A 23,843-nucleotide genomic window follows, 5' to 3' on the forward strand; every position below is an offset into this window, starting at 1 on the left:
TCACAATCGTTGTCTCTCCCGGAAGCAGGTAGTCATGACGTCGTTCACGTACGGTCCCGTGGAATTTCTTCTCATCGCGTTCAACGATGACCGCCCATCACCGGAAGTGACGGGTGCCATCACCGAACTCATCGAATCGGAGACCATTCGGCTGCTCGACCTCGTGGTAGTCAGCCGGTCTGAGACGGGGGGAGATCAGTGCCGTCGATGTCGAGGACGTCAGCGACGAGTACGGGTTCGGAACCGTAGAACTCGAGGCGAGTGGGCTGGCGTCGGACAACGACATTCATGAACTGGCGGAGGAATTGCCCCTGGGCACCGCGGCGGCGCTGCTCGTGGTCGAGTTGTTGTGGGCGAAGAACCTGGCCAACCGCATTGCCGATGCCGGCGGGTTTGTCGTGCACACCGACCGGATTCCGGCACCCCTGGTCAACGCGGTCCTGACCGAACTGAGCCGCTGAGAGTAGCGAGCATAGGAGGAATCATGCCCCTGTTTAGACGTTTCGGGCGGCCCGGTCTTCTCGGCCTCGCGGCACGCACCGCTGTCGTCGCCGGGACCGCGACCGCAGTGACCGGCGGTATGCGGCGCCACCAGCAGGCCCGGGCCACGGAGGAGTGGCAGAGCGAGCAGTACGAGTCCGAGCAGGCCGCGGCAAACCTCCCGCCGGAGGCTCCGGGTGTGGACCTGGTGGCGGAACTGCAGAAGCTCGAGGCGCTGCGTCAGCAGGGCGTATTGAGCGACGAGGAGTTTGCGTCGGCGAAGGCGAAGTTGCTCGCGTGAATCGGGGCGCTCCCGCCCGGGGCATCCGCTGTCCTCGTCCCTATTCGGTGTTCTCGACCAGCGCTGCCAACTGGGCGGTGACGGCGTCCCATCCCTCGTAGAAGCCGAGTTCTTCGTGAAGCTCGCGCACGGCGCTCGTGGGGTGCAGCGCGGTTGCGACGTACTCGGTACCGAGGGAATGATCCGTCAGCGTGAAGACCGCGGTGATAAACGGGTCGGCGGCCGGGCGGAAACCCGCGACGAGCGCGGTCGTGAAAATGATGCGCTCGCCGGGGTCGACGGCGAGAAAGCATCCCGTCATGTGCGGAACGAAGTCGGAGCCGTCCTCGCTCATCAGCGTCTGGAAGGCGCCGCCGGGTCGCAGGTCCATCGCCGCGACCCTGCACACGGCGGGCGCCGGAATCCACCACTGTTCGAAGGTCTCTGGCGTGGTCCACGCAGTCCACACGGCGTTGCGGGGAGCGTGGATGACCCGGGAGATGCTCAGGTCGAGTGCTGGGTCGATTCGGTCGGTCATGTCGCGTCGTCCTTGTCGCGTCGAGGTTGCCGGGCGGGCAGATGCCCTCTCCCACTGTTGCGGATGAGGAGCCCGAATGACACTGGTGGAGACGGATTTCGGTGGCATGGAAGGGGATGCGTGGTCATGGCGGGGGATGCTCCGGTGGTCTTCACGGACCGTGTCGACGCCGGTCGGAGGCTCGCAGCGCGGCTGGATCGCTTTCGTCACACGGATGCCGTGGTGGTCGGAATTCCCCGGGGTGGCGTTCCGGTGGCGTTCGAAATCGCCGCGGCACTGGGGCTGGAACTCGGGGTGGTCGTCGTGCGCAAGCTTGGGGTGCCCTTTCAGGAAGAGCTCGCGATGGGGGCCGTGGCCGAGGGTGGGGTCGTCGTGCTCGACCAGTCGCTCGTGAACTACTCCGGGCTCACTCCCGCCGGGATCGCAGCCCTTCGGGAGCGGGAGCGGACGGAAGTGGATGACCGTGCCGCCCTGTTACACGGACGGGCACGCCTCGACCTGGCCGGCCGCGTTGTCATCGCCGTTGACGACGGAATCGCGACGGGTGCGACGGCACGAGCCGCATGCCTCGCCGTCCGCGCGGGTGGTGCCGCCCGCATCGTGATGGCGGCGCCGGTCGCTCCCGCGGGATTCCGGATGGATGAGGCCGACGACGTGGTGTGCGTGGCCATGCCCGACCGCTTTTTTGCGGTGGGCAGTCACTACACCGACTTCGCGGCGACGACGACGGACGAGGTGGTGTCGTTGCTCGCCCGCGTGCATCGGTAGTCGGCGGTCGCGCAACGCAGCGTCAGCGGGCCCGGGGCCGCCGGATGAAGATCCTGCGTACGGTGCGGAGGATGCCGAGGAACCCGAGGAAACCGATGAACGCCCCGAGAAGGTCGAACAGGTGCAGCCCGGGAGCCAGCAGGGGTCCGCTGGACGAGACAATCAACACGATGGCGATGACGACCGCCGTGATCGACACCAGTACGCCGAGCACTTCGGAGACGAGCACCCCGACGAACCACTGGTCAGCGGGGTCGGCAAGCGAGCGGACCCGCACGTTCAGCGTCCCGCGTTCGAGCTGGGAGCCGAGCGACTCGATCCGACGCGGGAGCTTGCGCGCGTAAGCAGAGACCACGGCCGCCTGGGCCTGAGCGGATATCGCGAGCCGCTTCACATTGAGCATCCGCCGGGTCAACGCCGGAATGTGGGAGAGCGCGCGCTCGGCCATATCGAAGTCGGGCACGAGAACCTTGAGACACCCCTCCAGGGTCGCAAAGCTGCGGAAGGCGGAGGACAGCGTGGCGGGCAGTGCGATGTGGTGCTGCCGGATGACATCGAGCATGAGGGTGAAGATGGAGCTGCTGCCGCTCGGACGGTGCTGCACAGTGGTCAGCACGACACCGATGTCGTGGCGAAACGCGTCGACGTCCGCATCATCCGGAACCTGGACGATCAGAAGGAGCGCGTCGGTTGCGGCGATGTCGTCCTCGGCAGAGGCGGCGAGAAGCAAGGTGGCCAGGTTCTGGCGCTGGCTTCTTTCGAGGATGCCGACCGCACCGAAGTCGATGAGCCCGAGATTGCCATCGGGCTTCAGGATTACGTTTCCCGGGTGAAGGTCGGCGTGAAAAACCCCGTACACGAGAATCTGCTCGAGCACTGCGTTCATGAGTCCCACCGCGAGCGCGTCACGTTCCTCCGACGAGAGCGCCGCCAGTCGGTCGGTCGCCGCGCTGAGCGGCACACCCTCGACGATGTCCATCGTGATCATGCGCCGCGTGCTGGCGTCCGGGTAGAGCGTGGGCACTGTGATCGTGATGTCGTCGGAGTGGCGGTGACCGTCGATCAATCGCATCGTCGACCGGAGCATCTCCGTGTTGTTGTATTCGACGCGATAGTCCAACTCGTCGAGCAGAGTCGTCGTAAACCCGCGCGCGATCGACTCCGCGTGAAGGTCCCGCGCCTGCAGGGAGTGCCGCTCCGCTCGCTCGGCCAGGCGCACGATGATGTCAACGTCGGCTTCGACCTGCGCCCGCGCGGTGGGCCGCTGCACCTTGACCACCACGGGTGTTCCGTCCACCAGAACCGCCGTGTGGACCTGGGCAACGGATGCCGCGGCGAGGGGAGTCTCGGTGATGGAACCGAATACCTCGGCCACCGGTCGGCCGAGCTCCGCTTCGATCGTGGACAAAATGGTCTCCCACGGCAGCGTCGTCGCGGCCGACTGCAGGGATCCGAGGGCGCTGAGATACGGCTCGGGAATCAGGTCGCGCCGTGTGGACAGCACCTGGCCCAGCTTGACGAACGTGACGCCCGATTCGTTGATGGTGTCGACGATGGCCGCCGCCCGCTCCTCTGACGTCGCGTGCCCACCGTTGGCGTGCGTGCGCCCGTGGAAGACCCACCCGACACCGCGACGGGACGCAATGGCCAGAATCTGCGCATACCGGCGGGTGCGCTTGCGCTGGCGGAGAGCTGCGCGAATTTCGGTGATGGGATTGCGGAGGGATGCCGTTGGCCAGACGAGCTCGAGAGCGACGAGTATTCCGACCCCGATCGCGAACACCCACGCGACGGACAGAACGACGACGACGGTCGCGATGAGTGCGGAACTCTGCAGCGCTCCACTGGCAGAGACGATCCCGCTCTGCTTCGCGACCCAGAATCCGAATGGCAGCCCACAGACGAACACGAGCACGCCGACCACGATGCTGCGGGGCCAGCCGACCGGCGTATCGAGGATCCTGCGGCTTGCGTACCCGACGAGGACCGCCGAGATCACACCGAGAACAACGATGAGGACATCGGCAAGCATGGTGAGATCCCCTCGGTAGTCGGCAGTGGCTCTACCCTAGGACGCTCCGGCGCTGTCTAGAACGACACAATGCCCCGGATGCGGTGGCCGACGGCGATCGACTCACCGGACACGGCTGCTCGCGGGGACGTGAGAAACGTCACGAGGTCCGCGATCTGTTCGGGCGTGGACTCGCCGGGGCGACCGTGCTCGATCGTGCTGCTGGGCGTCGGGGTCACCGTTCCGGGATTGACCGTGTTCACCGCGACGCCGGTGCCGGCGAGGTCGTCGGCCAGATTCTTCGCGGCGATGATGAGGGCTGCATTGCGGATCGAGCCGGTGATATTTCCCGTCGTCAACGCGTTTTGACCGCTGACGCCGACGATGCGGCCGAATCCCGATGCGCGCATGTGCGGGATGACCGCGTTCGCGAGTCGGAGGAAGGTCATCGACTTTGCCTCGAACGCATCCGCCACCTGGGCCGGGTCGGCATTGCGGGACTGATCGAGCGTGCGGGCGCTCGGGGCGGCGGTTACGACGAGCCCATCGAGACGCCCGTGCTGGTCGAGCACGGTGGCGATGGCGGCGTCGATGGACGCGGAATCGGAGGCGTCCACCACCACGTCTGCACTGCCGCCTCGCGCTGCCGTAACCACGACAGCGCCTTCCTGCCGGAGCTGAGCGGCGACGGCACGCCCGATGAGTCCCGTTCCACCGACGACCAACACCACGCGATTCTTCAGATCCAGATCCATACGCCCACCGTAGATGCCTGAAGCGATCTTCGGGCGCCGGGCAGGTCGGGTGTGACACCGACACGGTCCGCCGGGAAGGTAAGGAAGAGGCCTCAGTCGTCGACCGAGGGGTCGGCCGCGCGTCGCGCCCGCTTCATCGCCTCCGCGTGCTTGGTCTTCCCCTCGGCGATGGCCTCGTCGTCGCCCCGGATGATGACGCCGATTTCCGTGGCGCGACCCGTGACCGCCTGGATCACATCGGCGGCGGAGGGGTCGAAGTCCCTTTTCTCGTCCCCGGTGCCTGCATTCTCGTAGACGTGCAGTTCACGCGCTTCGGAGGGCTGGAACGGGTGCCGCGCGTGTTCGACGCACAGTCTCGCAACTTCCTGGGCGTGGGCGTGCATCACCGAGTGTGCCGCGTGCGGGATTTCCCACAGGCGCGACGACGGGATGAGACGGCCAGCCCGCTCGACCCAGGCCCTCGGCGCGACGGCGTCATATTCGCCGCGGATGATGAGGGTGTCCGCCGCGATGTGGGGCATTGCCCGTTCGATCGGGAACCGCATCATCTTCGGAAGGATTCGTGAGAACCACTTGACCCCACAGAACAGGTACGCGCTCACGGCGAGAAACTTCACCCGTCCCGGTTCGTGCACGGCCGCCTGAAGGAACCGGATTGCCTGCAGCCCAATGCGCCGCTCGTCGGGGTTGATGACGGGACCGATCAAAACAACAGTCGACAGCTCGGGCCTGCGCGCCGCCAGGTCGACGACGACCTGCGTGCCCATCGAGTGGCCGACGAGCACCGGGTCGTCGAGCCCGAGCGTGTCGATGACCCGACCGACGAGGTCCGCATAGTGGCGAATCGTCATGGCGGAGTCGGGATGGGGTACTCCGCCGAACCCGGGAAGATCGAGCGCGTGCACGGGCCCGAACTCGTTCAGGTTGGGAGCGAGACGCTCGAAGTAGTTGGAGGAGACCCCGATGCCGGGAACGAGGATGAACGGCCGGGTGCCGGTGGTGCCGATCGTGCTGATGCGGACAAATACCGCGCCATCGTCCGAGTACACGCGCGAGACCGTGACATCCGTATCCTTCGTTCGAACGGTGCGGGCCATGCGTGATTACCTCCTGGACTGACCATAAAGTGTTTCACACGGCGCTGGCCGGGCCGTCAGCGCGGGGACAGCACGCAGAAGTCGTTGCCCTCGGTATCCCGAAGAACCTTCCACGGCACATCGCCCTGGCCGACGTCCGCCGGGGCACCGCCGAGCGACTGCAGGCGCGCGACCTCGGCGGCCTGATCGTCACCGGGGTAGGGCGCCACGTCGAGGTGAATGCGGGAGACCGCGGAGGCGGGGACGTCGCCGCGACGGAACTCCAGGAACGGACCAACACCCGCGGATGACCGGAGCCGGACGAGATCGTCGGTGGCGTGCAGCACGGTCCAGTCCATGGCCCCACCCCAGAACCGGGCCATCTCCCGCGGGTCCGCCGAGGCAACCACCACGACGGCAATCGGTCCCGTTTCCTCGTCGACCGCCAGCGGCTCCAACACCCGGAAGACGTTGCCCTCCGGGTCGGCGAAGGCCGTGCTGGCGACGCCATCGGCCGATGGGGCGGATGTCGCGCCGAGGCCTGTCAGGTGGGTGATCAGTTCCTCGCGATGATCGGCAGACGCGGTGGCAAGTTCGAGGTACACCCGGTAGTGAACAGTTTCCGGATCGGGGACGGTGACGAGGTCAATGCAGACGGCGGTCGGATCCGGCCACGAGAAGCCGATGGGTTCGAGATTCGTGACGCCGGGACCCTCGCTGGAGATGCCCCAGCCAAGAGCGTTCGCCCAGAAGTGACCGAGCTCCGCGTCATCCCGAGCCTTAATATTCACCTGAACGAGTCGCAGCGCCATGTCGCAACACTATTCATGGGGAGACCGATTGTGGGTAACGATGTGTCGGCGCCACCGGCTTTCTCGGTGTGGCTGTCGCTGGTCAGCGGGAGACGGCCGATGCTCGCTCGATGAACGACGTGAGCGTGCGGCTTGTTGCACCCAGCTGCTGAGCCTTCGCCTCCATCTCGTCCCGGATGGTCGCCATGCGGGTTACGACGTTCGAGCAGTCGTCGCGAAGAGGGTCGGTCGTGTTGCAGGAGAGGACTTCGCCGACCAGCGATGTCGGAAACCCGAGGTCAAGCAAGGTTCGGATGGTCCGGACGGTGTCGACGGTCGCCTCTGAGTACTCCCGATACCCGTTCGGCTGCCGCGTTGTCGCGATGAGCCCGAGCTCTTCGTAGTACCGAAGGGAGCGGGGACTGGTCTTCGTCTCCCGGCTGAGCTGACCGATGCGCATGCGTTGTTCCTTCCCGCTTGACCTTAACACTGATGTCACACTTTATCGTGATGGAGACGCGGCGAACAGCGCTGCGGAACGGAGCATCATGAACATCTTCATCGTCGGCGGAACGGGCTACCTCGGCTCGGTGGTTATCGAAAAGCTGATCGGTGCCGGGCACACTGTCTCCGCGTTGACGCGCTCGGAAGCGAGTGCGGCCCGTGTCCGGGAGAACGGGGCGGAGCCGGTGCCCGGATCGTTGGCGGACACCGAGATTCTCGCCGCATCGGCCCGTGACGCGGATGCCGTCGTTTACGCCGCGTCGGACTACGCGTCGACGGAGGAATCCGTGCGCGAGGAGCTTGCCGCCGTGCAGGCGCTCGTGGACGGAGCGGGCGAGGCAGGTGCCGGAACACCGGTTATCTATACCTCCACCGGACTTGTGTACGGCGCCAACGCCACGGACACCGACGAGGACGCGGTCTTGCCGGATGTCAGCGCCCAGCCCGTAAAGGTCGCTGCGGAACGCATCGTGCTCGGCGCGGCGGGGGTCACCGGCATGAGCGTTCGCGCCGGGCTGATCTTCGGGCGAGGCGGCACGGTGCTGCTGACCAGCCTCATTGCCGGCGCGCGGGCTCACGGCGCGGCGGCGTACATCGACGAGGGTGCGAACTCCTGGGCGCCGATTCACGTCGACGACCTTGCCGACCTGTACGTTCGTGCGCTCGAGCGGCCCGTCGCCGGCGCGTACAACGCGGTCGGAGATGTGCCGTTCACGTTCAAGGAACTCGCGGAGGCAATCGGAGACCTGACCGGTGCGCCGGCAGTGTCGATCCCGTTTGCCGTGGCCGAGCAAAGCATGGGCTCCGCCGTGACGACGCTGACGTCCACCAGTTCCCTCAGCGCGGCGAAGGCCCGCAGCACTTTCGGGTGGACGCCGGCCGCGGGCTCGCTGACCGATGATGTTCGATACGGGTCATACGCGAGCTCGGGAACATCCGCTTCCTAGTCCGCGAGGGACGACGTGCCGATGAAGCTGGAACTGTTGGTGCCCCCAGGCAGATTCGAACTGCCGCCCCTGCCTCCGGAGGGCAGTGCTCTATCCCCTGAGCTATGGGGGCCCAGTGCGTAGCTAGATTAGCAGTATGAGCATGGACGCCACTCTCCGCGATCGACTCCGGGCATTGCGAGTCTTCGGCGGTGAGCTTCCGAGATTCGATACGGATGCCACGCCCGCCGCACCCCTTCCACTGCTGGTTGACTGGCTGAACGAGGCGCTCGACGCCGGGGTATCCCAGCCGCACGCGATGTCACTTGCCACCACGGGCGCCGATGGAATCCCCGACAATCGCACCCTGCTGCTGAAGGATGTCGACGCCGAGGCCGTCTGGTTCGCATCGCTGTCGTCCGGTCCCAAGGGTCGGGAAATCGCGGCGAACCCGCACGCCGCGCTCCTGCTGTACTGGCGCGAGCAGGGTCGACAGGTTCGGATCGTGGGTCGCGTGGAAGAGGGGCCCCGCGAGGTCAGCGAAGCCGACTTCCTCGCGCGCAGCCCCAACGCCCGGGCGTCCGCGATCGCGGGGGAGCAGAGCGAGCCGGTCGTGGACCGCGACGCCCGCGTTGAGGCCGCGCGCGAGAAGATTGCGGCGGAACCCGAGTACGTTCCGGCCGAGTGGGTCGCCTACCGAGTCATCCCGGACAGCGTCGAATTCTGGCAGGCAGAGCGCGAACGCGACCAGGTGCGGCTGCGGTACCTGCGCGACGCGGCGACCGGCGGCTGGTCGCGCGACATCCTCTGGCCGTAGCGTCAGGCCGCGATGTCGGCGGCGGCCTCCGCGTGCTCGACCAGCGCCCTGAACGCACGGTCGTGGTAGATCAGCGGCTCCTTGCCGGGGGAGTGCCGGATGGAGGAGACGGCGAGCACGACGATGGTGTGGTCGCCGGTCGGGATCTCCGCAGAAATCGTGCAGTCGAGCCAGGTGACCGATTCCTCGATGAAGATCGCTCCGGCATCGGTCGTGTGGGTCGACACTCCCTCGAAGCGATCGCGGTTGCGCGAGGCGAGCTGGATGCAGACGTCCTCGTGATCGCGTCCGAGAACTGAGACGCCGATGCGTGCCGCGGTGCGCAGGAGCGGCCAGGTCGCGGAGGTGTCCTGCACCGAGAAGAGCACGAGCGGCGGGTCGAACGAGACGCCGACGGTGAAGGATGTCGCGACCAGCCCGGTCGGTACCCCGTCGACCATCGCGGTCAGTGCGGCGACGCCCGAGGGGAATCCGGCGAACGCGGTCTCGACGGCTGCGGTGTCGTGGACGGATACGTTCTGCATGCGGCGCGATTTCCGATCGGGAGTATGTAAATAGTGTGTGACATTCCCGCACGGCGGCGGGGGTCGAACCGACGGTGATGTGGCGGCCGGGTCATCCATCACTCTTGTCGAATTGCTGATCGTGAGCGGAATTTATGACGAATAATGAACCGCCCGGTGTACGCACCCGGTCGACACCGCGATAGCACACCGGCGGCGGCCCGTACCGTCGCCAGCGTGAGCGCCCGCGGTCTGACATCATCGGGAACATGCAGCGAAACGTCTCAGCGCACCTCGAGCTCGACATCCGTGGCAACACCAATATGGTGTTCAGTCTCAGCGCCGCGCTGGGGGCGAATATCGCGTCCGAAAACCTGGACTTCATCCTCGACGGGGTGAAGCTCGACTCACGCGAACTGCACGACATCCACGGCACGCGTCTGCACCACTTCGTCAGCGGCGCCGGACGCATGATCGTGGATTACAACGCGCAGATCGACGGGCGCGCGGAACCCGTCCCCACGGACGAGATCGACCTCATCACCTACTTACGACCGAGTCGCTACTGCCAGTCCGACAGCCTCGCACCGACCGCACGCTCCGAGTTCTGGGGTCTGACCGGCCACGTTCTCGTGCGCGCGATTGTCGACTGGGTGTTCAACCGTCTGCGCTACACCTCCGGCTCCAGCCTTCCGACCGACGGCGCCACCCGCACTCTGCTCAACCGCGAGGGCGTCTGCCGCGACTTCGCGCACGTCACGATCGCCATGCTGCGCGCCATGGAGGTGCCCGCCCGCATGGTCGCCGTGTACGCACCGGGGCTGTCGCCGATGGACTTTCACGCGGTCGTCGAGGCCTGGGTCGACGGCGAATGGTGGGTAGTGGATGCCACGCGCCTGGCGCCACGACAGAGCCTGCTGCGCATCTCCACCGGCCGGGACGCAGCCGACACCGCGTGGCTCACGAGCAACTGGACCGACCTCGCCGTGATGTCGATGCTGGTGACCGTGGCGGCTGACAGCCTTCCCTACGACGACGGCTACGAACTGGTGCAGCTGGGCTGACCCGCCCGCAGCACCGGCCGCTCTGGCCCCTCCGGTAGAATCTTGCCCTGTGAATCCCGCCGAACTCTCCGCCACCCTGCTCGCCATCGTCACGGGAGTGCTGGAGCGCCGCGGGTCATCCGAAAAGCCGACGATTGCCGACGTCCCCCTCGAGCGGCCGCGCAACCGTGATCACGGTGACTGGACGTCCAATATCGCGATGAAGCTCGCCAAGCCCGTGGGTGCGAACCCTCGGGAGCTCGCGGGCGAGATCGCGGAGGAACTCGGTAAGGCCGAGGGTGTGGCATCCGTCGATGTTGCCGGTCCCGGCTTCATCAACATCACGCTGGATGCCGCCGCAGCTGGGGCGATCGCGAAGACCATCGTCGACGCCGGGCCCGAGTACGGCAGGGGCGACCTCTACGAGGGCGTCACCATCAACCTCGAGTTTGTGTCGGCCAACCCCACCGGTCCGATTCACATCGGCGGAACCCGCTGGGCGGCCGTCGGTGACAGCCTCGCGCGGATCTTCTCTGCCGAGGGCGGCATCGTCACCCGTGAGTACTACTTCAACGACCACGGTGCACAGATCGACAGGTTTGCGCGCAGCCTGCTTGCCAGCTACCTCGGTGAGCCCGCTCCCGAAGACGGCTACGGCGGGGTGTACATCTCCGATATCGCCGCGCGCGTGATCAACGACTACCCCGGAGACCTGTCCACCATCCCCACACGGGAAGAGGTGCAGGAGGTCTTCCGCTCGGTGGGCGTCGAGCTCATGTTCGGTGACATCCGGGCGAGCCTGCACGAGTTCGGTGTCGACTTCGATGTCTACTTCCACGAGAACGAGCTGCACGAGTCTGGTGCCGTCGACCGCGCCGTAGCCCGCCTGCGCGAGCTCGGCCACATCTACGAGGCCGATGGTGCCACGTGGCTGCGCACCACCTCCTTCGGCGATGACAAAGACCGCGTCGTCATCAAGAGCGACGGGGAGGCCGCCTACATCTCGGGCGACCTTGCCTACTACCTCAACAAACGTGAGCGCGGGTTCGAGCGCAACATCATTTTGCTTGGTGCCGACCACCACGGGTACGTGCAGCGCCTCATGGCGATGACCGCCGCGTTCGGCGATACGCCGTACGTCAACCTCGAGATCATCATCGGGCAGCTCGTCAACCTGGTGCGCGACGGAGAACCGCTGCGCATGAGCAAGCGCGCCGGCACGGTCGTCACGATGGAGGACCTCGTCGAGGTCGTCGGCGTCGACGCCGCCCGCTACTCGCTCGTGCGCTCCTCCACCGACACGCAGGTGGACATTGACCTCGACGTGCTGACCAAGCGCACCAACGACAACCCCGTCTTCTACGTGCAGTACGCACACGCCCGCACCAGCGCGGTCGCGCGCAACGCCGCGGCATCCGGTGTCGACCGCTCGGTGTTCGACGCGAGCCTGCTCACGCACGAGACGGAGAGCATCTTGCTCGGATCGCTCGCCGAGTTCCCCCGCATCGTGCGCCAGGCCGCGGAGCTGCGCGAGCCCCACCGGATCGCGCGCTACGCGGAAGAGCTCGCCGGGTACTACCACCGCTGGTACGACGCGTGCCGCGTGACCCCGCTCGGCGAAGAAGAGGTCACCGACGTGCACCGCACCCGCCTGTGGCTCAACGACGCCACCGGAACCGTGCTGCGCAACGGCCTTGCCCTGCTCGGAGTCGGCGCCCCCGAGCGGATGTAGTCGTGAGCGACGACCCGGCTTCCCGCGACACCGATCCCCGAGACACGGATCCCCGCGACACGGCTGTGATCCCCGGCACCGAGGTGACCCGGGAAATCCCGCCGGTAGAGCAGGGCGACACCCAGGTGCTCGAGCCGCTGGCGGGCGAACCGGTCGTCCCTCCGAAGAAACGTCGGCGCAGGGTCATCCTGCTCGCCTGGATTATTGGCGTCGTTGTCGTACTCGTCGCCGGATTCTTTATCGCCGAGCAGGTTGTGCGCTCCTATGCCACCGGGTACGTGCGCGACCAGATCGTGAAAACGCTGAGTCTGTCGGCGGATGACACGGTCGGCGTCGATCTCGGCGGCGGGCTGCTGATCCCACAGCTGATCGCCCGCAACCTCGACACCGTGCGCATCGCCGTGCCCGACCTGACCGTCGGATCGATCAACGGCAGCGCCAGCGTCGTGGCGCACGATATCCCGCTGGACCAGGATCAGCCGGTGAAGGAACTCGCCCTGCGTTTCAGCGTCGACGAGGAGGGTCTCAACTCCCTGCTGGCGACGGCGGCAGGAACCGATGTGCCGGTGACCGCGACTCTCGGTGACGGGCAAGTAACGGCGACCGCGGAGATCAGTGTGTTCGCCCTCAAGTTCCCGATCGCCGTGAGCTTCACCCCGGGAGCCACGAACGGCGAGCTGGTGCTGACGCCGTCATCGATCACCCTCAACGGTGCGAAGACAACGGCCGACGAGTTCCGCAACGGTCTCTTCGGAAGCCTCGCGACACCGCTGCTGGCCCCGCGAACGTTCTGCGTTGCCTCGGAACTGCCGTCGGACCTCGTTCTCGAGGGTGTGCGGGTTACCGACAAGCGTCTGGTCATCGCGATCAACGGCGATGGCGCGACCCTCGGCGGCGAGGGACTGACGACCAAGGGAACCTGCCCCGCCTGATCGTGCCGCTCCATGACGGCATCGCACATGCGTGGGCGAACGCGGGGCCGGTCGTGCCGGTAGGATTTAGACGGCTTCAGGGACCAAGCCGGGTTCGCTCGCCTCACTCGTTCAATATTCCGTGAGGTATTCGCCTGTGTCCGCCAACCCGCTCGCCCCGTCCTGGCTCTCCGTGCCCGACGACGCCAACGCGCTCGTTCCGACCGTCTGGTCGCAGAACGCTTCCCGCTCCGCGGACGGAGAGATCACCGTCGCCGGGGTCACCGCCTCCGAGCTCGCCCGCCAGTACGGCACGCCGCTGTTCGTGGTGGACGAAGCCGACGTGAAGGACCGGGCCCGGGGCATCCGCGAGTCATTCGACCGGGAGTTTGCCCGCATCGGCGGCACCGCGAAGGTGTACTACGCCGGCAAGGCGTTCCTCTCCGTCGAGGTCGCGCGCTGGATGAACGACGCGGGTCTCAACATTGACGTGTGCAGTGGGGGAGAGCTCGCCGTCGCGCTCGCCGCGGGCGTTGACCCCGCGCGCCTCGGCCTGCACGGCAATAACAAGAGCCTCGCCGAGATCGACAGGTCGGTCGGCCTGGGCATCGGAGCCATCGTTCTCGACAGCCTCATTGAGATCGAGCGGGTGGCGGATGCCGCGTCCCGCCACGGTCGCGTTCAGCCCGTGCGCCTGCGCATCAACTCAGGCGTGCACGCGTCAACCCACGAATACCTGGCCACCGCCCGCGAGGACCAGAAGTTCGGCATCCCGCTCGCGGAAGCCGCCGACGTGGTCGCCCGCATCCGGTCGCACGCGTCGCTGCGGTTCCTCGGACTCCACTCGCACATCGGGTCGCAGATCTTCGAGGCCGACGGATTCGCCGAGGCGGCCCGTCGCCTGTTCGCGGTGCACGCAGAGTTGCTGGCGGATGGCCCGGTGCCCGAGCTCAACCTCGGCGGCGGCTTCGGAATCGCGTACACGAGCGTCGACAAGGCGCTGCCCATCGACGAGATCGCCGTGCGCTTCGCCGACATCGTGGCGGAAGAGGCGGCAGCCCACAGTGTCGACGTGCCCGTGATCGCGATCGAACCGGGTCGCGCCATCATCGGGCCCTCGACGTTCACCCTGTACGAGGTGGGCACGATCAAGGACGTCGTCGTTTCGCTCGACGACGACACCACCGCCGTGCGCAAGTACGTGAGTGTCGACGGTGGCATGAGCGACAACATCCGTCCGGCGCTGTACGGCGCCGACTACAGCGCGCGCATCGCCGGTCGGGTTTCCGACGCGGAGGCTGCCCTCGTGCGCGTGGCTGGCAAGCACTGCGAGAGCGGCGACCTCGTCGTGCTCTCCGAATACCTCCCCGGGGATGTCACCCCCGGCGACCTTCTCGCGGTTCCCGCGACCGGCGCGTACTGCTGGTCGCTCGCGAGCAACTACAACTACCTTGGCCGGCCTCCCGTCGTTGCCGTGCGAGACGGAGCAGTGCGAACACTGATCCGCGGAGAAACCGAAGAAGACCTACTGCGTCGCGACGCAGGATTGGACGCATCATGATCGAGTACCGCAACCTGCGCATCGCCCTTCTCGGCGGTGGCAGCGTTGGTGCCCAGGTCGCCGAGCTTCTGCTGAAGAACGGTGACGAGCTCGCCAGCCGCGCCGGAGCCGGACTCGAGCTCATCGGTGTCGCCGTTCGCGACATCGCGGCTCCGCGCACCACGGACATCCCCGCCCACCTGCTCACGACGGATGCGACGTCGCTGATTCTTAGCGCGGACATCGTGATCGAACTCATCGGAGGGCTCGAGCCCGCCCGCAGCTACATCCTGCAGGCGATCAACTCCGGCGCAGACGTCATCACCGCCAACAAGGCGCTGCTGGCGACCCACGGCCCCGAGCTCTTCGACGCGGCCGAGCAGGTCGGAGCACAGCTCTACTACGAGGCGGCGGTGGGCGGGGCCATCCCGATCATCCGTCCGCTGCGCGACAGCCTCGCCGGTGACACCGTCAAGCGCATCCTTGGCATCGTCAACGGCACCACCAACTTCATCCTCGACCTCATGGAGACCACGGGGGAGTCGCTCGAATCCGCTCTCGCGACTGCCACCGCGCTCGGGTATGCCGAGGCAGACCCCACCGCCGACATCGAGGGCTACGACGCCGCGCAGAAGGCAGCGATTCTCGCCAGCCTCGCGTTCCACACCACCGTGCCGCTCGAGTCCGTCTACCGGGAGGGCATTTCCTCCGTCACGCTGGCGCAGGTCGAATCCGCACGTAAGGCGGGCTACGTCATCAAGTTGCTCGCCATCTGCGAGCGCGTGACCGACCCGGTGACGGGTGTCGAGGGCGTGAGTGCCCGCGTTCATCCGGCGCTGGTGCCCACGGGGCATCCACTCGCCGCCGTGCACGGGGCGAACAACGCCGTGTTCCTCGAGGCGGAAGCCGCCGGAGACCTCATGTTCTACGGCGCGGGTGCCGGTGGTATCGAGACCGCATCCGCCGTGCTCGGAGACCTCGTTTCCGCGGCACGTCGTCATGTCATCGGCGGACCCGGTGTTGCCGAATCGACCCACGCGAACCTGCCCGTGCTGCCCATTACCAGCGTGACCACGCGGTACCAGATCATCCTGTCGGTGGTCGACCAGCCCGGCGTACTCGCCGAAATCGCCGGTGTCTTCAGTGACAACGGTGTATCGGTGGAGGCCGTTGCCCAGTCCGCCGGATCGGGCGCGGGCCCGCTGGCGCGTACGGACGACTCGTCGTCCACCGCTACCCTAGTCATTGGCACTCACGAGGCCTCAGAAGCCGCCCTAGCCGCAACCGTCGCGGCCCTGGAAGCCAGCAATGTCGTGAGTTCCGTTGTGTCTGTACTGAGAGTCGAGGGACTGTAAGTGGCCAACCAGTGGCGCGGAGTACTCCGCGAATATGCCGATCGTCTGGATATTTCGGATGCAACGCCGATCATCACCCTCGGCGAGGGAGGCACCCCGCTCATTCCCGCGCCGGCGCTGTCTGCCCGCACGGGAGCCCGCGTCTACGTCAAGTTCGAGGGCATGAACCCGACCGGGTCGTTCAAGGACCGCGGAATGACGATGGCCGTCTCCAAGGCTGTCGAGCACGGCGCCAAGGCCGTCATTTGTGCATCGACCGGCAACACGTCGGCGTCTGCCGCGGCGTACGCCACCCACGCCGGCATCACCGCCGCCGTTCTCGTGCCCGAGGGCAAGATCGCCATGGGCAAGCTCGCTCAGGCGATCGCGCACAACGCGCAGCTGCTGCAGATCCAGGGCAACTTTGACGATTGCCTCGACATCGCCCGCGACCTCGGCGCCAACTACCCCGTGCACCTCGTCAACTCGGTCAACCCCGACCGCATCGAGGGTCAGAAGACCGCCGCGTTCGAGGTCGTCGAAGTGCTGGGCGACGCCCCGGACATCCACATCGTTCCCGTCGGCAACGCCGGTAACTACACCGCATACTCGCGCGGCTACACCGAGGACCTCGCCCGCGGCGCCACCACGAAGCTGCCGCGCATGTTCGGCTTCCAGGCTGCCGGCAGCGCCCCGCTCGTTGTCGGTCACGTCGTCAAAAACCCCGAGACGATCGCCAGCGCGATCCGCATCGGAAACCCCGCATCATGGGAGCTTGCCCTCGCCGCCCGTGAAGCGACCGACGGCTACTTTGGCGCGATCAGCGATGACATGATCCTCGAGGCGCACCACATCCTCTCCGCCGAGGTCGGCATCTTCGTGGAGCCCGCCTCCGCGATCAGTGTCGCGGGCCTGCTCGAGCGCGCCGCGGCCGGTCACATCCCCAAGGACTCGGTTGTCGTTCTCACGGTCACCGGCCACGGCCTCAAGGACCCCCAGTGGGCCCTGCGCACCGCAGACGGGTCCGACGTCACCCCGACCGTCGTCGCCGCCGACACCAGCGAGGTCGCGAGTGTTTTGGGACTGAGCAAGGCATGACGCTTCAGGGCCGGTCCGTGCTGGTCAAGGTGCCCGCAACGACGGCAAACCTTGGCCCGGGATTCGACACGCTCGGGCTCGCCCTGTCGCTCTACGACGAGCTCACGGTCACCGTGCGCGAAGAGCCCGGCGTCTTCGTCGAGGTTCACGGCATCGGCGAGGGCGAAGTCCCGACCGATGAGACCAACCTCGTCGTCACGGCCATCGCCCACACCTTTGCCGCCTACGGCATCGAGATGCCGGGTCTCAACCTCATCGCACGCAACTCCATCCCGCACGGACGGGGAATGGGGTCGTCGGGCGCCGCGATCGTGTCCGGAATCATGGCCGCGAAGGGCCTGCTCGAGGGAGTCGTCGAGATCAGCTCTCAGGAGCTGCTCTCGCTCGCGACCGAAATGGAGGGGCACCCCGACAACGTCGCGCCCGCCCTGTTCGGTGGCCTCACCATCGCGTGGATGACACCCGAGGGTCCGAAGCACAAGAAGCTCATCGTGCACCGCGGTGTGTCCCCGCTCGTCTTCGTGCCGGAAACCACGATGTCGACCGCGCTCGCACGGAGCCTGCAGCCGACGTCGGTACCCCACGCGGACGCCATCTTCAATGTCTCCCGATCCGCACTGTTGATCGCCGCCCTCATTCAGAGCCCCGAGCTACTGCTCGCCGCCACGGAAGACCGGCTTCACCAGAGCTATCGTGCAAGCGCGATGCCCGAGACTGACTCCCTCATCCAACTGCTGCGGGCCAATGACCTGGCCGCCGTAGTTTCCGGGGCCGGCCCGTCGATTTTGGTGCTGGGGAGCGACCCGGCGCAGCGCCTCGTTGCCGCCGAACTCGTGGCATCACAATCACTCACACCGTGGAGCGCGCTCATGCTCGCCGTGGACTTCAAAGGTGCTACTGTTGTTCCGCACCCGGTAGAAGCTCTGGCCTAGCCAGAAGAACCCGGTTTGCACTCTTACTAGCAATCGCTAACCCGCAGATCTATCCTGCACACCCCGCGCAAGACTGCGAACAAGCGATCCGCTTACCTCTGAGATGTTCAGCGCTCAGAGTCGAAAGGAAACCTTTTTCGTGACTGATGTCAATGTCCGTGCAACGAGCACGGATTCCCGCGCCGATCTGAGCGCCCTCCGCCTCCCCGAGCTTGTTGCTCTGGCGAGCGAGCTGGGACTTGCAGGCGCGTCCAAACTTCGCAAAGGAGCACTCGTGGACGCTATTAACGAGATCCAAACTTCAGCCGGTGCGAGCACCGGAAACAGCGCCGACGTCGTCACCGACGTCGAGACCCCGCTCGAGGCGCCTGTCGCTGACGTAGCGCAGGTCGAGGCAGCGCCCGTTGAGAGCGCGCCCGCAGCGGAGGCGCCCGTCGCCACCGCACCGCGCAAGCGCGCACCGCGTCGTGCCACCACGGCCGACGCCGTCAAGGCCGCAGAGGCCGCGGCCGCTGCTGCCGCCGCAGCACCGGTCGAGCCCGCCATCGAGGCCGCTCCCGTCGAGCGCGCTATTGCGTCGACCCCCGTAGAAGAGGCCATCGAAGCTGCCCCCGTCGAGGAAGAGCTTCCGGAGGCAGTCTTCACGCAGGAGCCCATCGCCGCTCGTGCCGCTTCGCGCCGTCGTTCGGCGACCGCCCACGTCAACAAGGCGGAATCGGGCGTTGCCCCCATCGTCGCCGAGCCCGTCACCGCGGATGCGCCGACCGATGCCGTTGTCGAGTCCGAACCGACCGATGCCGTTGTCGAGTCCGAACCGACCGATGCTCCCGTATCCCGCAACTCACGCGGTCGTGGCCGTGGACGTGGAGAGCGCGGTGCAAACGCAAACGCCAACGCGAACGCCGCAGCGCCCGCAGACGAGGCGGCTCCGCAGGCGGAGGCCGCCCGCGCCGACGCGCCTCGCACGGAACAGACCGAGGGTGGCCGCGAGAACGGCCGCAACGGTCGTAACCGCAACAACCAGCAGGACCGTAACCAGGATCGTGCCCAGCAGGATGGCGGTCGTCAGGACCGTAACCAGCAGCAGGACCGCCAGGACAACAACGGTCGCCAGGACCGTAACCAGGATCGTGCCCAGCAGGACGGCGGTCGTCAGGACCGTAACCAGCAGCAGGACCGCCAGGACAACACCGGCCGCCAGGACCGCAACAACCAGCAGGACCGCAACCAGGACGGTCGCGACGACCGTATCCCCATGGACGGCGACGACCGCGGTGGACGTAACCGTTACCGCGACCGCAAGCGTGGACGTGGACCGGTCGGCGACGACTTCGAACCCGAAATCACCGAGGATGACGTGCTCATCCCCGTTGCCGGAATCCTCGACGTTCTCGACAACTACGCTTTCGTGCGCACCTCCGGTTACCTGCCCGGCGCCAACGACGTGTACGTGTCGCTCGGCCAGGTCAAGAAGTACAACCTCCGCAAGGGAGACGCCGTTGTCGGCGCCATCCGCCAGCCGCGCGAGGGTGACAACAACCAGGGTCGCCAGAAGTACAACGCGATCGTGCGCATCGACTCGATCAACGGCCTGCCCGTCGAGGAAGCCGCTAACCGTGTTGAGTTCGGCAAGCTGACTCCGCTGTACCCGCAGGAGCGTCTGCGCCTCGAGACCGAGTCATCCAAGCTCTCCACCCGCATCATCGACCTCGTGTCGCCGATCGGAAAGGGACAGCGCGGACTGATCGTTTCGCCGCCCAAGGCTGGCAAGACGCTCGTTCTCCAGGCCATCGCGAACGCCATCGCCAAGAACAACCCCGAGGTTCACCTCATGGTCGTTCTCGTCGACGAGCGTCCCGAAGAGGTCACCGACATGCAGCGCACCGTCAAGGGTGAGGTCATTGCCTCCACCTTCGACCGTCCCGCTGAGGACCACACCACGGTTGCCGAGCTCGCCATCGAGCGCGCCAAGCGTCTCGTCGAGCTTGGTCACGACGTCGTCGTGCTGCTCGACTCGATCACCCGCCTCGGACGCGCGTACAACCTGGCGGCTCCTGCCTCCGGTCGTATCCTCTCCGGTGGCGTCGACTCGTCTGCCCTCTACCCGCCGAAGCGTTTCTTCGGTGCAGCGCGCAACATCGAGGAGGGTGGCTCGCTCACCATCCTCGCCACCGCGCTCGTGGAGACCGGATCCAAGATGGACGAGGTCATCTTCGAAGAGTTCAAGGGCACCGGCAACATGGAGCTCCGCCTGTCGCGCCAGCTGGCCGACAAGCGCATCTTCCCCGCCGTCGACATCAACGCGTCGGGTACCCGCCGCGAAGAGATGCTGCTCGGCACCGATGAGGTCAAGGTCACCTGGAAGCTGCGTCGCGCCCTCGCGGGTCTCGACCAGCAGCAGGCACTCGAGATCGTTCTCGGCAAGCTGAAGGAAACGTCGTCCAACGTCGAGTTCCTCATGCAGATTCAGAAGTCGTTGCCCGCCCCGACCGGTGGCAACAGTCACAAAGACGACTGATGTTCGAATCGGTAAACTCGCTGCTCGTTGAGCACGACGAACTGCAGGAATTGCTCGCGGATCCGGAGCTTCACTCCGATCCAGTGCGCTCGAAGAAGGTCAACCGGCGCTACGCCGAGTTGAGCCGAATCGTCGCGGCGTACAACGTGTGGCATGACCTGACGGATGACCTCGCCGCGGCCAGCGAAATGGCTGCGGAGGACGAGTCCTTCGCTGCGGAGGTCCCGGTTCTCGAAGAGAGCCTTGCCGCCGCAGAGGAGACTCTCCGTCGTCTGCTGATTCCTCGTGACCCCAACGATGGCCGCGACGTCATCATGGAGATCAAGATGGGGGAGGGCGGAGCCGAATCGGCTCTGTTCGCCGCCGACCTGCTGCGCATGTACCTCCACTACGCGGAATCCAAGAAGTGGAAGACCGAGATCATCGAGCAGACCTCGAGCGATCTGGGTGGCTACAAGGACGTGCAGCTCGCCATCAAGGGCAACTCGACCGACCCCGCGCAGGGCGTCTGGGCTCACCTCAAGTACGAGGGCGGCGTGCACCGCGTACAGCGCGTGCCCGCCACCGAGTCGCAGGGGCGCATTCACACCTCGGCCGCCGGCGTTCTCGTCTTCCCCGAGGTTGACGAGCCCGAAGAGGTCGAGATCAACCAGAACGACCTGAAGATCGACGTCTATCGTTCGAGTGGCCCCGGTGGCCAGTCGGTCAACACGACCGACTCCGCCGTTCGCATCACCCACTTGCCCACGGGCATCGTGGTCGCGATGCAGAACGAGAAGAGCCAGCTGCAGAACCGTGAGGCTGGAATGCGTGTGCTTCGTGCACGAATTCTGGCGCGCTATCAGGAAGAGGCGGACGCCGAGGCATCCGTCTTCCGCAAGAGTCAGATTCGCACCATGGACCGTTCCGAGCGCATCCGCACGTACAACTTCCCGGAGAACCGCATTGCGGATCACCGCACCGGGTACAAGGCGTACAACCTGGATGCCGTGATGAACGGTGCCCTCGAGCCCGTCATCGAGTCGTGCATCCACGCGGATGAGGAAGCCCAGCTCGCCGACATCGGTTCTGAGGCGTGAGCCTGACCATCGATCGAATGCATGCGGAACCCCTCCTGCTGGCCACGGTGCTTGATCGCGCCGTGGCCCAGCTCGAGACTGCGGGCGTCGTTTCGCCCCGCGTGGACGCCGAGCTGCTGCTCGGCCATGTGCTGGGTTTCAGCCGCGGCCAGATTCAGGCGAAGGCCGTAATGGATGCCACGATCACCGCGTCACAGCGCGACGAGGTCATCGCGGCCATCGCCCGACGTGCCGCGCGCGAGCCGTTGCAGCACATCACGGGGCTCGCCCCGTTCCGGTCGATGGAATTGTCGATCGGCCCGGGAGCCTTCGTGCCCCGGCCGGAGACCGAGCAGGTCGCCCAGTTCGCCATCGACGCACTGCGCGCAGTCGCGTCTCCGTCGCCGATCGGCATCGACCTCGGCACCGGAAGCGGCGCAATAGCTCTAGCCATGGCGACAGAGGTGCCGCACGCCCGAATCTGGGGCGTCGAGAACTCGCCGCGTGCCTTCATCTGGGCGAAGCAGAACCGCGAGCTCGTCAAGGCGGACAACGCCACCATGATCTTCATCGACCTCGCCGACGCGCTCCCCGAACTCAACGGGACAGTCGACGTTGTCATCTCCAACCCGCCGTACATCCCCACCGGGGCAATTCCCCGCGACCCCGAGGTGCGTCTCTTCGACCCGGAGCATGCTCTCTACGGCGGCGACGACGGTCTCGACGTGGTGCACGCGGTGTCCGCGACGGCGCTGCGCCTGTTGCACAGCGGCGGAACGCTCGTGATGGAGCACGGCGAGCTTCAGGGAGCCGCGATCGCCGAGTTGTTGCGAGCGGATGGCTGGACCGCCGTCGCCACACACCGCGACTATCTCGGCCGCGACCGGGCCACTACAGCCCTGCGCTGATCACCGCTGCACGGCCCTAGTGGCTGCCGTCGGGCGGTATGTGCCGCCGGGTTAGTGCGCGTCGACCGCCGTCGTGCGTGAGGCGGCGAATGACTCGATGGCGGCGCGCATGCCCGCCGGTGATGTGAAGTGGTGGGCGGTAATCCCCACGCCCGCCGCCGCGTCGACGTTGTTTTCCATGTCGTCGGCGAAGAACGCGTCGGAGGCCGCAACGCCGTACCGTTCGAGAACGCTCTCGAACACCGTCGGGTCAGGCTTGCGGGCGCCGTAGAAGCTCGTGGTCAGCAGGTGCTCGCCGAACAGCTCGACAAGCTCCGGAGCGAGGGTGTGCAGGTTCTCACCGGCGAGGGCTCCGTTATTCGTCAGCAGCGTGATCTGTCCGAGTTCCGATGCGCGGCGCACCGCGTCAATCGATTCGGGCCACGGGGTCATGGCTGAGGCGCGCACGCGGAGCCAGTCGGCTCGCGAGACATCCGCCCCCAGCGCTTCGCAGAAGGCCGCGAGGTACTCGGTACCGGTGCGGAAGACGCCGGCCTCTGCTGCCATCTCGCCCTCTGCGTGCCACCAGCGCTCGCGCAGCTCCTCGAGGCTCAGGCCTGTCAACTCCGTCATGCCGGCCATGCGTACTTGCCAGTCGTAGTCGTAGAGAACCTGGTCCATGTCGAAGATGAACAGCAAGGTCATGAGTTTCTCGTTCGGAACGCCTCGATCGCTGCATCGAGATCGGCGACCGCTGAGGGATTACCCACCTCGAAGTGCTGGGCCGTGATGCCAATGGATGCTGCTCCGGCAACGTTCTCGGCCGAGTCATCCACAAAGAATGTGTCTTCCGGGCGGGCGCCATATTTCTCGACGGCGAGCTGGAAGGCACGCGGGTCGGGCTTGCGCACGCCGATCTGGAAGCTCACGAGCAGGTTTCCACCGAGAATCTCGACGACCTCGGGGGCAACGAGGGGGAGCGATTCGACGAACGGCGACGGGTTGTTCGACATCAGCGAGACCGTGCCCAGGGTCGACGCGCGACGAAGGGCCGCAATGACGCCCGGGTTGGGGGTGCTCGCCTCCTGGCGGGCCTCGGCCCATTCCTGCAGCGTCATACGCGCGCCCGTGATCTCGGCAAATTTGTCGAGATATTCGGCAGAGGTCGGCCACTCGCCGCTCTCGGCGCGTCGTTCATACCCGGCGACCCACCAGCTCTTTGCCAGATGGTACTGGCTTACCCCGCTCAGGCGACTCTGCGCGGGAAGGCGCTTTCGGGAATCGTAGGCGTACAGGGTTCTGTCGTAATCAAAAAGGTAAAGGTCCACGGTGGTACAACCG

Annotated in this window: 25 protein-coding genes and 1 tRNA gene; 16 read left to right on the plus strand and 10 right to left on the minus strand. The window is 66.3% G+C overall.

Annotated elements, in window-relative coordinates; all coding sequences use genetic code 11:
• Nucleotides 1–34 precede the first annotated feature (34 nt).
• The 3 genes from HB677_RS18930 to HB677_RS02085 are packed head-to-tail and all read left to right on the plus strand — an operon-like array spanning nt 35 to nt 781.
• Entirely contained in the window at nt 35–292 is a 258-nt protein-coding gene (locus HB677_RS18930; RefSeq protein ID WP_374193755.1) for a DUF6325 family protein, read from the plus strand.
• Nucleotides 195–461: a DUF6325 family protein gene (locus HB677_RS18245; protein WP_307852456.1), complete on the plus strand. Its 267-nt coding sequence runs from the start codon at nt 195–197 to the stop codon at nt 459–461. Before HB677_RS18930 ends, HB677_RS18245 begins: the two co-directional genes overlap by 98 nt.
• A gap of 23 nt (nt 462–484) precedes the next feature.
• Nucleotides 485–781 (plus strand): SHOCT domain-containing protein, encoded by a 297-nt coding sequence (locus tag HB677_RS02085; RefSeq protein WP_213813980.1) that lies wholly within the window; start codon nt 485–487, stop codon nt 779–781.
• 40 nt (nt 782–821) lie between these two features.
• On the opposite strand, the gene HB677_RS02090 is transcribed toward HB677_RS02085, so the two are convergent.
• Nucleotides 822–1,298, minus strand: a complete 477-nt coding sequence (locus HB677_RS02090; RefSeq protein WP_213813981.1) for an SRPBCC family protein — start codon at nt 1,296–1,298, stop codon at nt 822–824.
• Nucleotides 1,299–1,424: 126 nt separating this feature from the next.
• On the opposite strand from HB677_RS02090, the gene HB677_RS02095 reads away from it, so the two are divergent.
• Nucleotides 1,425–2,066, plus strand: a complete 642-nt coding sequence (locus HB677_RS02095) for a phosphoribosyltransferase (RefSeq protein WP_213813982.1) — start codon at nt 1,425–1,427, stop codon at nt 2,064–2,066.
• Between the two features lie 22 nt (nt 2,067–2,088).
• Here the strand turns inward: HB677_RS02095 and HB677_RS02100 are convergent, their stop codons facing one another.
• The 5 genes from HB677_RS02100 to HB677_RS02120 form a co-directional block, all read right to left on the minus strand.
• Nucleotides 2,089–4,098, minus strand: a complete 2,010-nt coding sequence (locus tag HB677_RS02100) for an AarF/ABC1/UbiB kinase family protein (RefSeq protein WP_213813983.1) — start codon at nt 4,096–4,098, stop codon at nt 2,089–2,091.
• A gap of 56 nt (nt 4,099–4,154) precedes the next feature.
• A complete protein-coding gene (locus HB677_RS02105) occupies nt 4,155–4,832 on the minus strand; it encodes an SDR family NAD(P)-dependent oxidoreductase (protein WP_213813984.1) in 678 nt (225 codons plus the stop codon).
• A 92-nt stretch (nt 4,833–4,924) separates the two neighbouring features.
• Nucleotides 4,925–5,929, minus strand: coding sequence for an alpha/beta fold hydrolase (locus HB677_RS02110; protein WP_213813985.1), 1,005 nt, complete (start codon nt 5,927–5,929; stop codon nt 4,925–4,927).
• Nucleotides 5,930–5,985: 56 nt separating this feature from the next.
• Complete coding sequence (locus HB677_RS02115; protein WP_213813986.1) at nt 5,986–6,720, minus strand: VOC family protein; 735 nt, start codon at nt 6,718–6,720, stop codon at nt 5,986–5,988.
• A gap of 82 nt (nt 6,721–6,802) precedes the next feature.
• Entirely contained in the window at nt 6,803–7,159 is a 357-nt protein-coding gene (locus HB677_RS02120; RefSeq protein WP_213813987.1) for a MerR family transcriptional regulator, read from the minus strand.
• A gap of 88 nt (nt 7,160–7,247) precedes the next feature.
• On the opposite strand from HB677_RS02120, the gene HB677_RS02125 reads away from it, so the two are divergent.
• A complete protein-coding gene (locus HB677_RS02125; RefSeq protein WP_213813988.1) occupies nt 7,248–8,150 on the plus strand; it encodes an NAD-dependent epimerase/dehydratase family protein in 903 nt (300 codons plus the stop codon).
• 37 nt (nt 8,151–8,187) lie between these two features.
• Here HB677_RS02125 and HB677_RS02130 read toward each other — a convergent pair.
• Nucleotides 8,188–8,262: transfer RNA gene (locus HB677_RS02130), tRNA-Arg, on the minus strand.
• Between the two features lie 24 nt (nt 8,263–8,286).
• On the opposite strand from HB677_RS02130, the gene HB677_RS02135 reads away from it, so the two are divergent.
• Entirely contained in the window at nt 8,287–8,946 is a 660-nt protein-coding gene (locus HB677_RS02135) for a pyridoxal 5'-phosphate synthase (protein WP_255546046.1), read from the plus strand.
• Nucleotides 8,947–8,948: 2 nt separating this feature from the next.
• Here the strand turns inward: HB677_RS02135 and HB677_RS02140 are convergent, their stop codons facing one another.
• Nucleotides 8,949–9,470, minus strand: a complete 522-nt coding sequence (locus HB677_RS02140; protein ID WP_213813989.1) for a flavin reductase family protein — start codon at nt 9,468–9,470, stop codon at nt 8,949–8,951.
• A gap of 248 nt (nt 9,471–9,718) precedes the next feature.
• On the opposite strand from HB677_RS02140, the gene HB677_RS02145 reads away from it, so the two are divergent.
• The 10 genes from HB677_RS02145 to prmC all read left to right on the plus strand — a co-directional run bounded on the left by HB677_RS02145 (nt 9,719) and on the right by prmC (nt 22,523).
• Nucleotides 9,719–10,513: a transglutaminase family protein gene (locus tag HB677_RS02145; protein ID WP_213813990.1), complete on the plus strand. Its 795-nt coding sequence runs from the start codon at nt 9,719–9,721 to the stop codon at nt 10,511–10,513.
• A gap of 49 nt (nt 10,514–10,562) precedes the next feature.
• Entirely contained in the window at nt 10,563–12,224 is a 1,662-nt protein-coding gene (gene argS / locus HB677_RS02150) for an arginine--tRNA ligase (protein WP_213813991.1), read from the plus strand.
• Nucleotides 12,225–12,226: 2 nt separating this feature from the next.
• A complete protein-coding gene (locus tag HB677_RS02155) occupies nt 12,227–13,156 on the plus strand; it encodes an LmeA family phospholipid-binding protein (RefSeq protein WP_213813992.1) in 930 nt (309 codons plus the stop codon).
• A gap of 136 nt (nt 13,157–13,292) precedes the next feature.
• Nucleotides 13,293–14,696 carry a diaminopimelate decarboxylase gene (gene lysA / locus HB677_RS02160; protein WP_213814153.1) on the plus strand — a complete coding sequence of 468 codons (1,404 nt, stop codon included), beginning with the start codon at nt 13,293–13,295 and terminating at the stop codon, nt 14,694–14,696.
• A complete protein-coding gene (locus tag HB677_RS02165; RefSeq protein ID WP_213813993.1) occupies nt 14,693–16,030 on the plus strand; it encodes a homoserine dehydrogenase in 1,338 nt (445 codons plus the stop codon). Before lysA ends, HB677_RS02165 begins: the two co-directional genes overlap by 4 nt.
• Nucleotides 16,031–17,107, plus strand: a complete 1,077-nt coding sequence (thrC, locus tag HB677_RS02170) for a threonine synthase (RefSeq protein ID WP_213813994.1) — start codon at nt 16,031–16,033, stop codon at nt 17,105–17,107.
• Nucleotides 17,104–18,039, plus strand: coding sequence for a homoserine kinase (thrB, locus tag HB677_RS02175; protein WP_213813995.1), 936 nt, complete (start codon nt 17,104–17,106; stop codon nt 18,037–18,039). Before thrC ends, thrB begins: the two co-directional genes overlap by 4 nt.
• A gap of 139 nt (nt 18,040–18,178) precedes the next feature.
• Entirely contained in the window at nt 18,179–20,557 is a 2,379-nt protein-coding gene (rho, locus tag HB677_RS02180) for a transcription termination factor Rho (RefSeq protein WP_307852443.1), read from the plus strand.
• Entirely contained in the window at nt 20,557–21,636 is a 1,080-nt protein-coding gene (prfA, locus tag HB677_RS02185) for a peptide chain release factor 1 (RefSeq protein WP_213813997.1), read from the plus strand. Before rho ends, prfA begins: the two co-directional genes overlap by 1 nt.
• A gap of 17 nt (nt 21,637–21,653) precedes the next feature.
• Entirely contained in the window at nt 21,654–22,523 is an 870-nt protein-coding gene (gene prmC, locus HB677_RS02190; RefSeq protein WP_213813998.1) for a peptide chain release factor N(5)-glutamine methyltransferase, read from the plus strand.
• 51 nt (nt 22,524–22,574) lie between these two features.
• Here the strand turns inward: prmC and HB677_RS02195 are convergent, their stop codons facing one another.
• Together HB677_RS02195 and HB677_RS18715 are read right to left on the minus strand one after the other, a co-directional pair.
• Nucleotides 22,575–23,207 (minus strand): HAD family phosphatase, encoded by a 633-nt coding sequence (locus HB677_RS02195; protein WP_213813999.1) that lies wholly within the window; start codon nt 23,205–23,207, stop codon nt 22,575–22,577.
• Entirely contained in the window at nt 23,204–23,830 is a 627-nt protein-coding gene (locus tag HB677_RS18715; RefSeq protein WP_213814000.1) for an HAD family phosphatase, read from the minus strand. Before HB677_RS18715 ends, HB677_RS02195 begins: the two co-directional genes overlap by 4 nt.
• Nucleotides 23,831–23,843: the final 13 nt, after the last annotated feature.

The sequence above is a fragment of the Glaciihabitans sp. dw_435 genome (assembly GCF_018449675.1).
In the GTDB taxonomy this organism is placed as follows: Bacteria; Actinomycetota; Actinomycetes; order Actinomycetales; family Microbacteriaceae; genus Glaciihabitans.

What these genes read in the sequence shown, in the direction of transcription:
- HB677_RS02135 (WP_255546046.1), top strand. Translation starts at nt 8,287, where the DNA reads ATGAGCATGGACGCCACTCTCCGCGATCGACTCCGGGCATTGCGAGTC.
- HB677_RS02090 (WP_213813981.1), bottom strand. Translation starts at nt 1,298, where the DNA reads ATGACCGACCGAATCGACCCAGCACTCGACCTGAGCATCTCCCGGGTC.
- HB677_RS02195 (WP_213813999.1), bottom strand. Translation starts at nt 23,207, where the DNA reads ATGACCTTGCTGTTCATCTTCGACATGGACCAGGTTCTCTACGACTAC.
- HB677_RS02145 (WP_213813990.1), top strand. Translation starts at nt 9,719, where the DNA reads ATGCAGCGAAACGTCTCAGCGCACCTCGAGCTCGACATCCGTGGCAAC.
- HB677_RS02085 (WP_213813980.1), top strand. Translation starts at nt 485, where the DNA reads ATGCCCCTGTTTAGACGTTTCGGGCGGCCCGGTCTTCTCGGCCTCGCG.
- HB677_RS02120 (WP_213813987.1), bottom strand. Translation starts at nt 7,159, where the DNA reads ATGCGCATCGGTCAGCTCAGCCGGGAGACGAAGACCAGTCCCCGCTCC.
- HB677_RS02110 (WP_213813985.1), bottom strand. Translation starts at nt 5,929, where the DNA reads ATGGCCCGCACCGTTCGAACGAAGGATACGGATGTCACGGTCTCGCGC.
- HB677_RS02095 (WP_213813982.1), top strand. Translation starts at nt 1,425, where the DNA reads ATGGCGGGGGATGCTCCGGTGGTCTTCACGGACCGTGTCGACGCCGGT.
- HB677_RS02105 (WP_213813984.1), bottom strand. Translation starts at nt 4,832, where the DNA reads ATGGATCTGGATCTGAAGAATCGCGTGGTGTTGGTCGTCGGTGGAACG.
- HB677_RS18930 (WP_374193755.1), top strand. Translation starts at nt 35, where the DNA reads ATGACGTCGTTCACGTACGGTCCCGTGGAATTTCTTCTCATCGCGTTC.
- HB677_RS02125 (WP_213813988.1), top strand. Translation starts at nt 7,248, where the DNA reads ATGAACATCTTCATCGTCGGCGGAACGGGCTACCTCGGCTCGGTGGTT.
- prfA (WP_213813997.1), top strand. Translation starts at nt 20,557, where the DNA reads ATGTTCGAATCGGTAAACTCGCTGCTCGTTGAGCACGACGAACTGCAG.
- HB677_RS02115 (WP_213813986.1), bottom strand. Translation starts at nt 6,720, where the DNA reads ATGGCGCTGCGACTCGTTCAGGTGAATATTAAGGCTCGGGATGACGCG.
- HB677_RS02100 (WP_213813983.1), bottom strand. Translation starts at nt 4,098, where the DNA reads ATGCTTGCCGATGTCCTCATCGTTGTTCTCGGTGTGATCTCGGCGGTC.
- HB677_RS02140 (WP_213813989.1), bottom strand. Translation starts at nt 9,470, where the DNA reads ATGCAGAACGTATCCGTCCACGACACCGCAGCCGTCGAGACCGCGTTC.
- prmC (WP_213813998.1), top strand. Translation starts at nt 21,654, where the DNA reads ATGCATGCGGAACCCCTCCTGCTGGCCACGGTGCTTGATCGCGCCGTG.
- HB677_RS02165 (WP_213813993.1), top strand. Translation starts at nt 14,693, where the DNA reads ATGATCGAGTACCGCAACCTGCGCATCGCCCTTCTCGGCGGTGGCAGC.
- thrB (WP_213813995.1), top strand. Translation starts at nt 17,104, where the DNA reads ATGACGCTTCAGGGCCGGTCCGTGCTGGTCAAGGTGCCCGCAACGACG.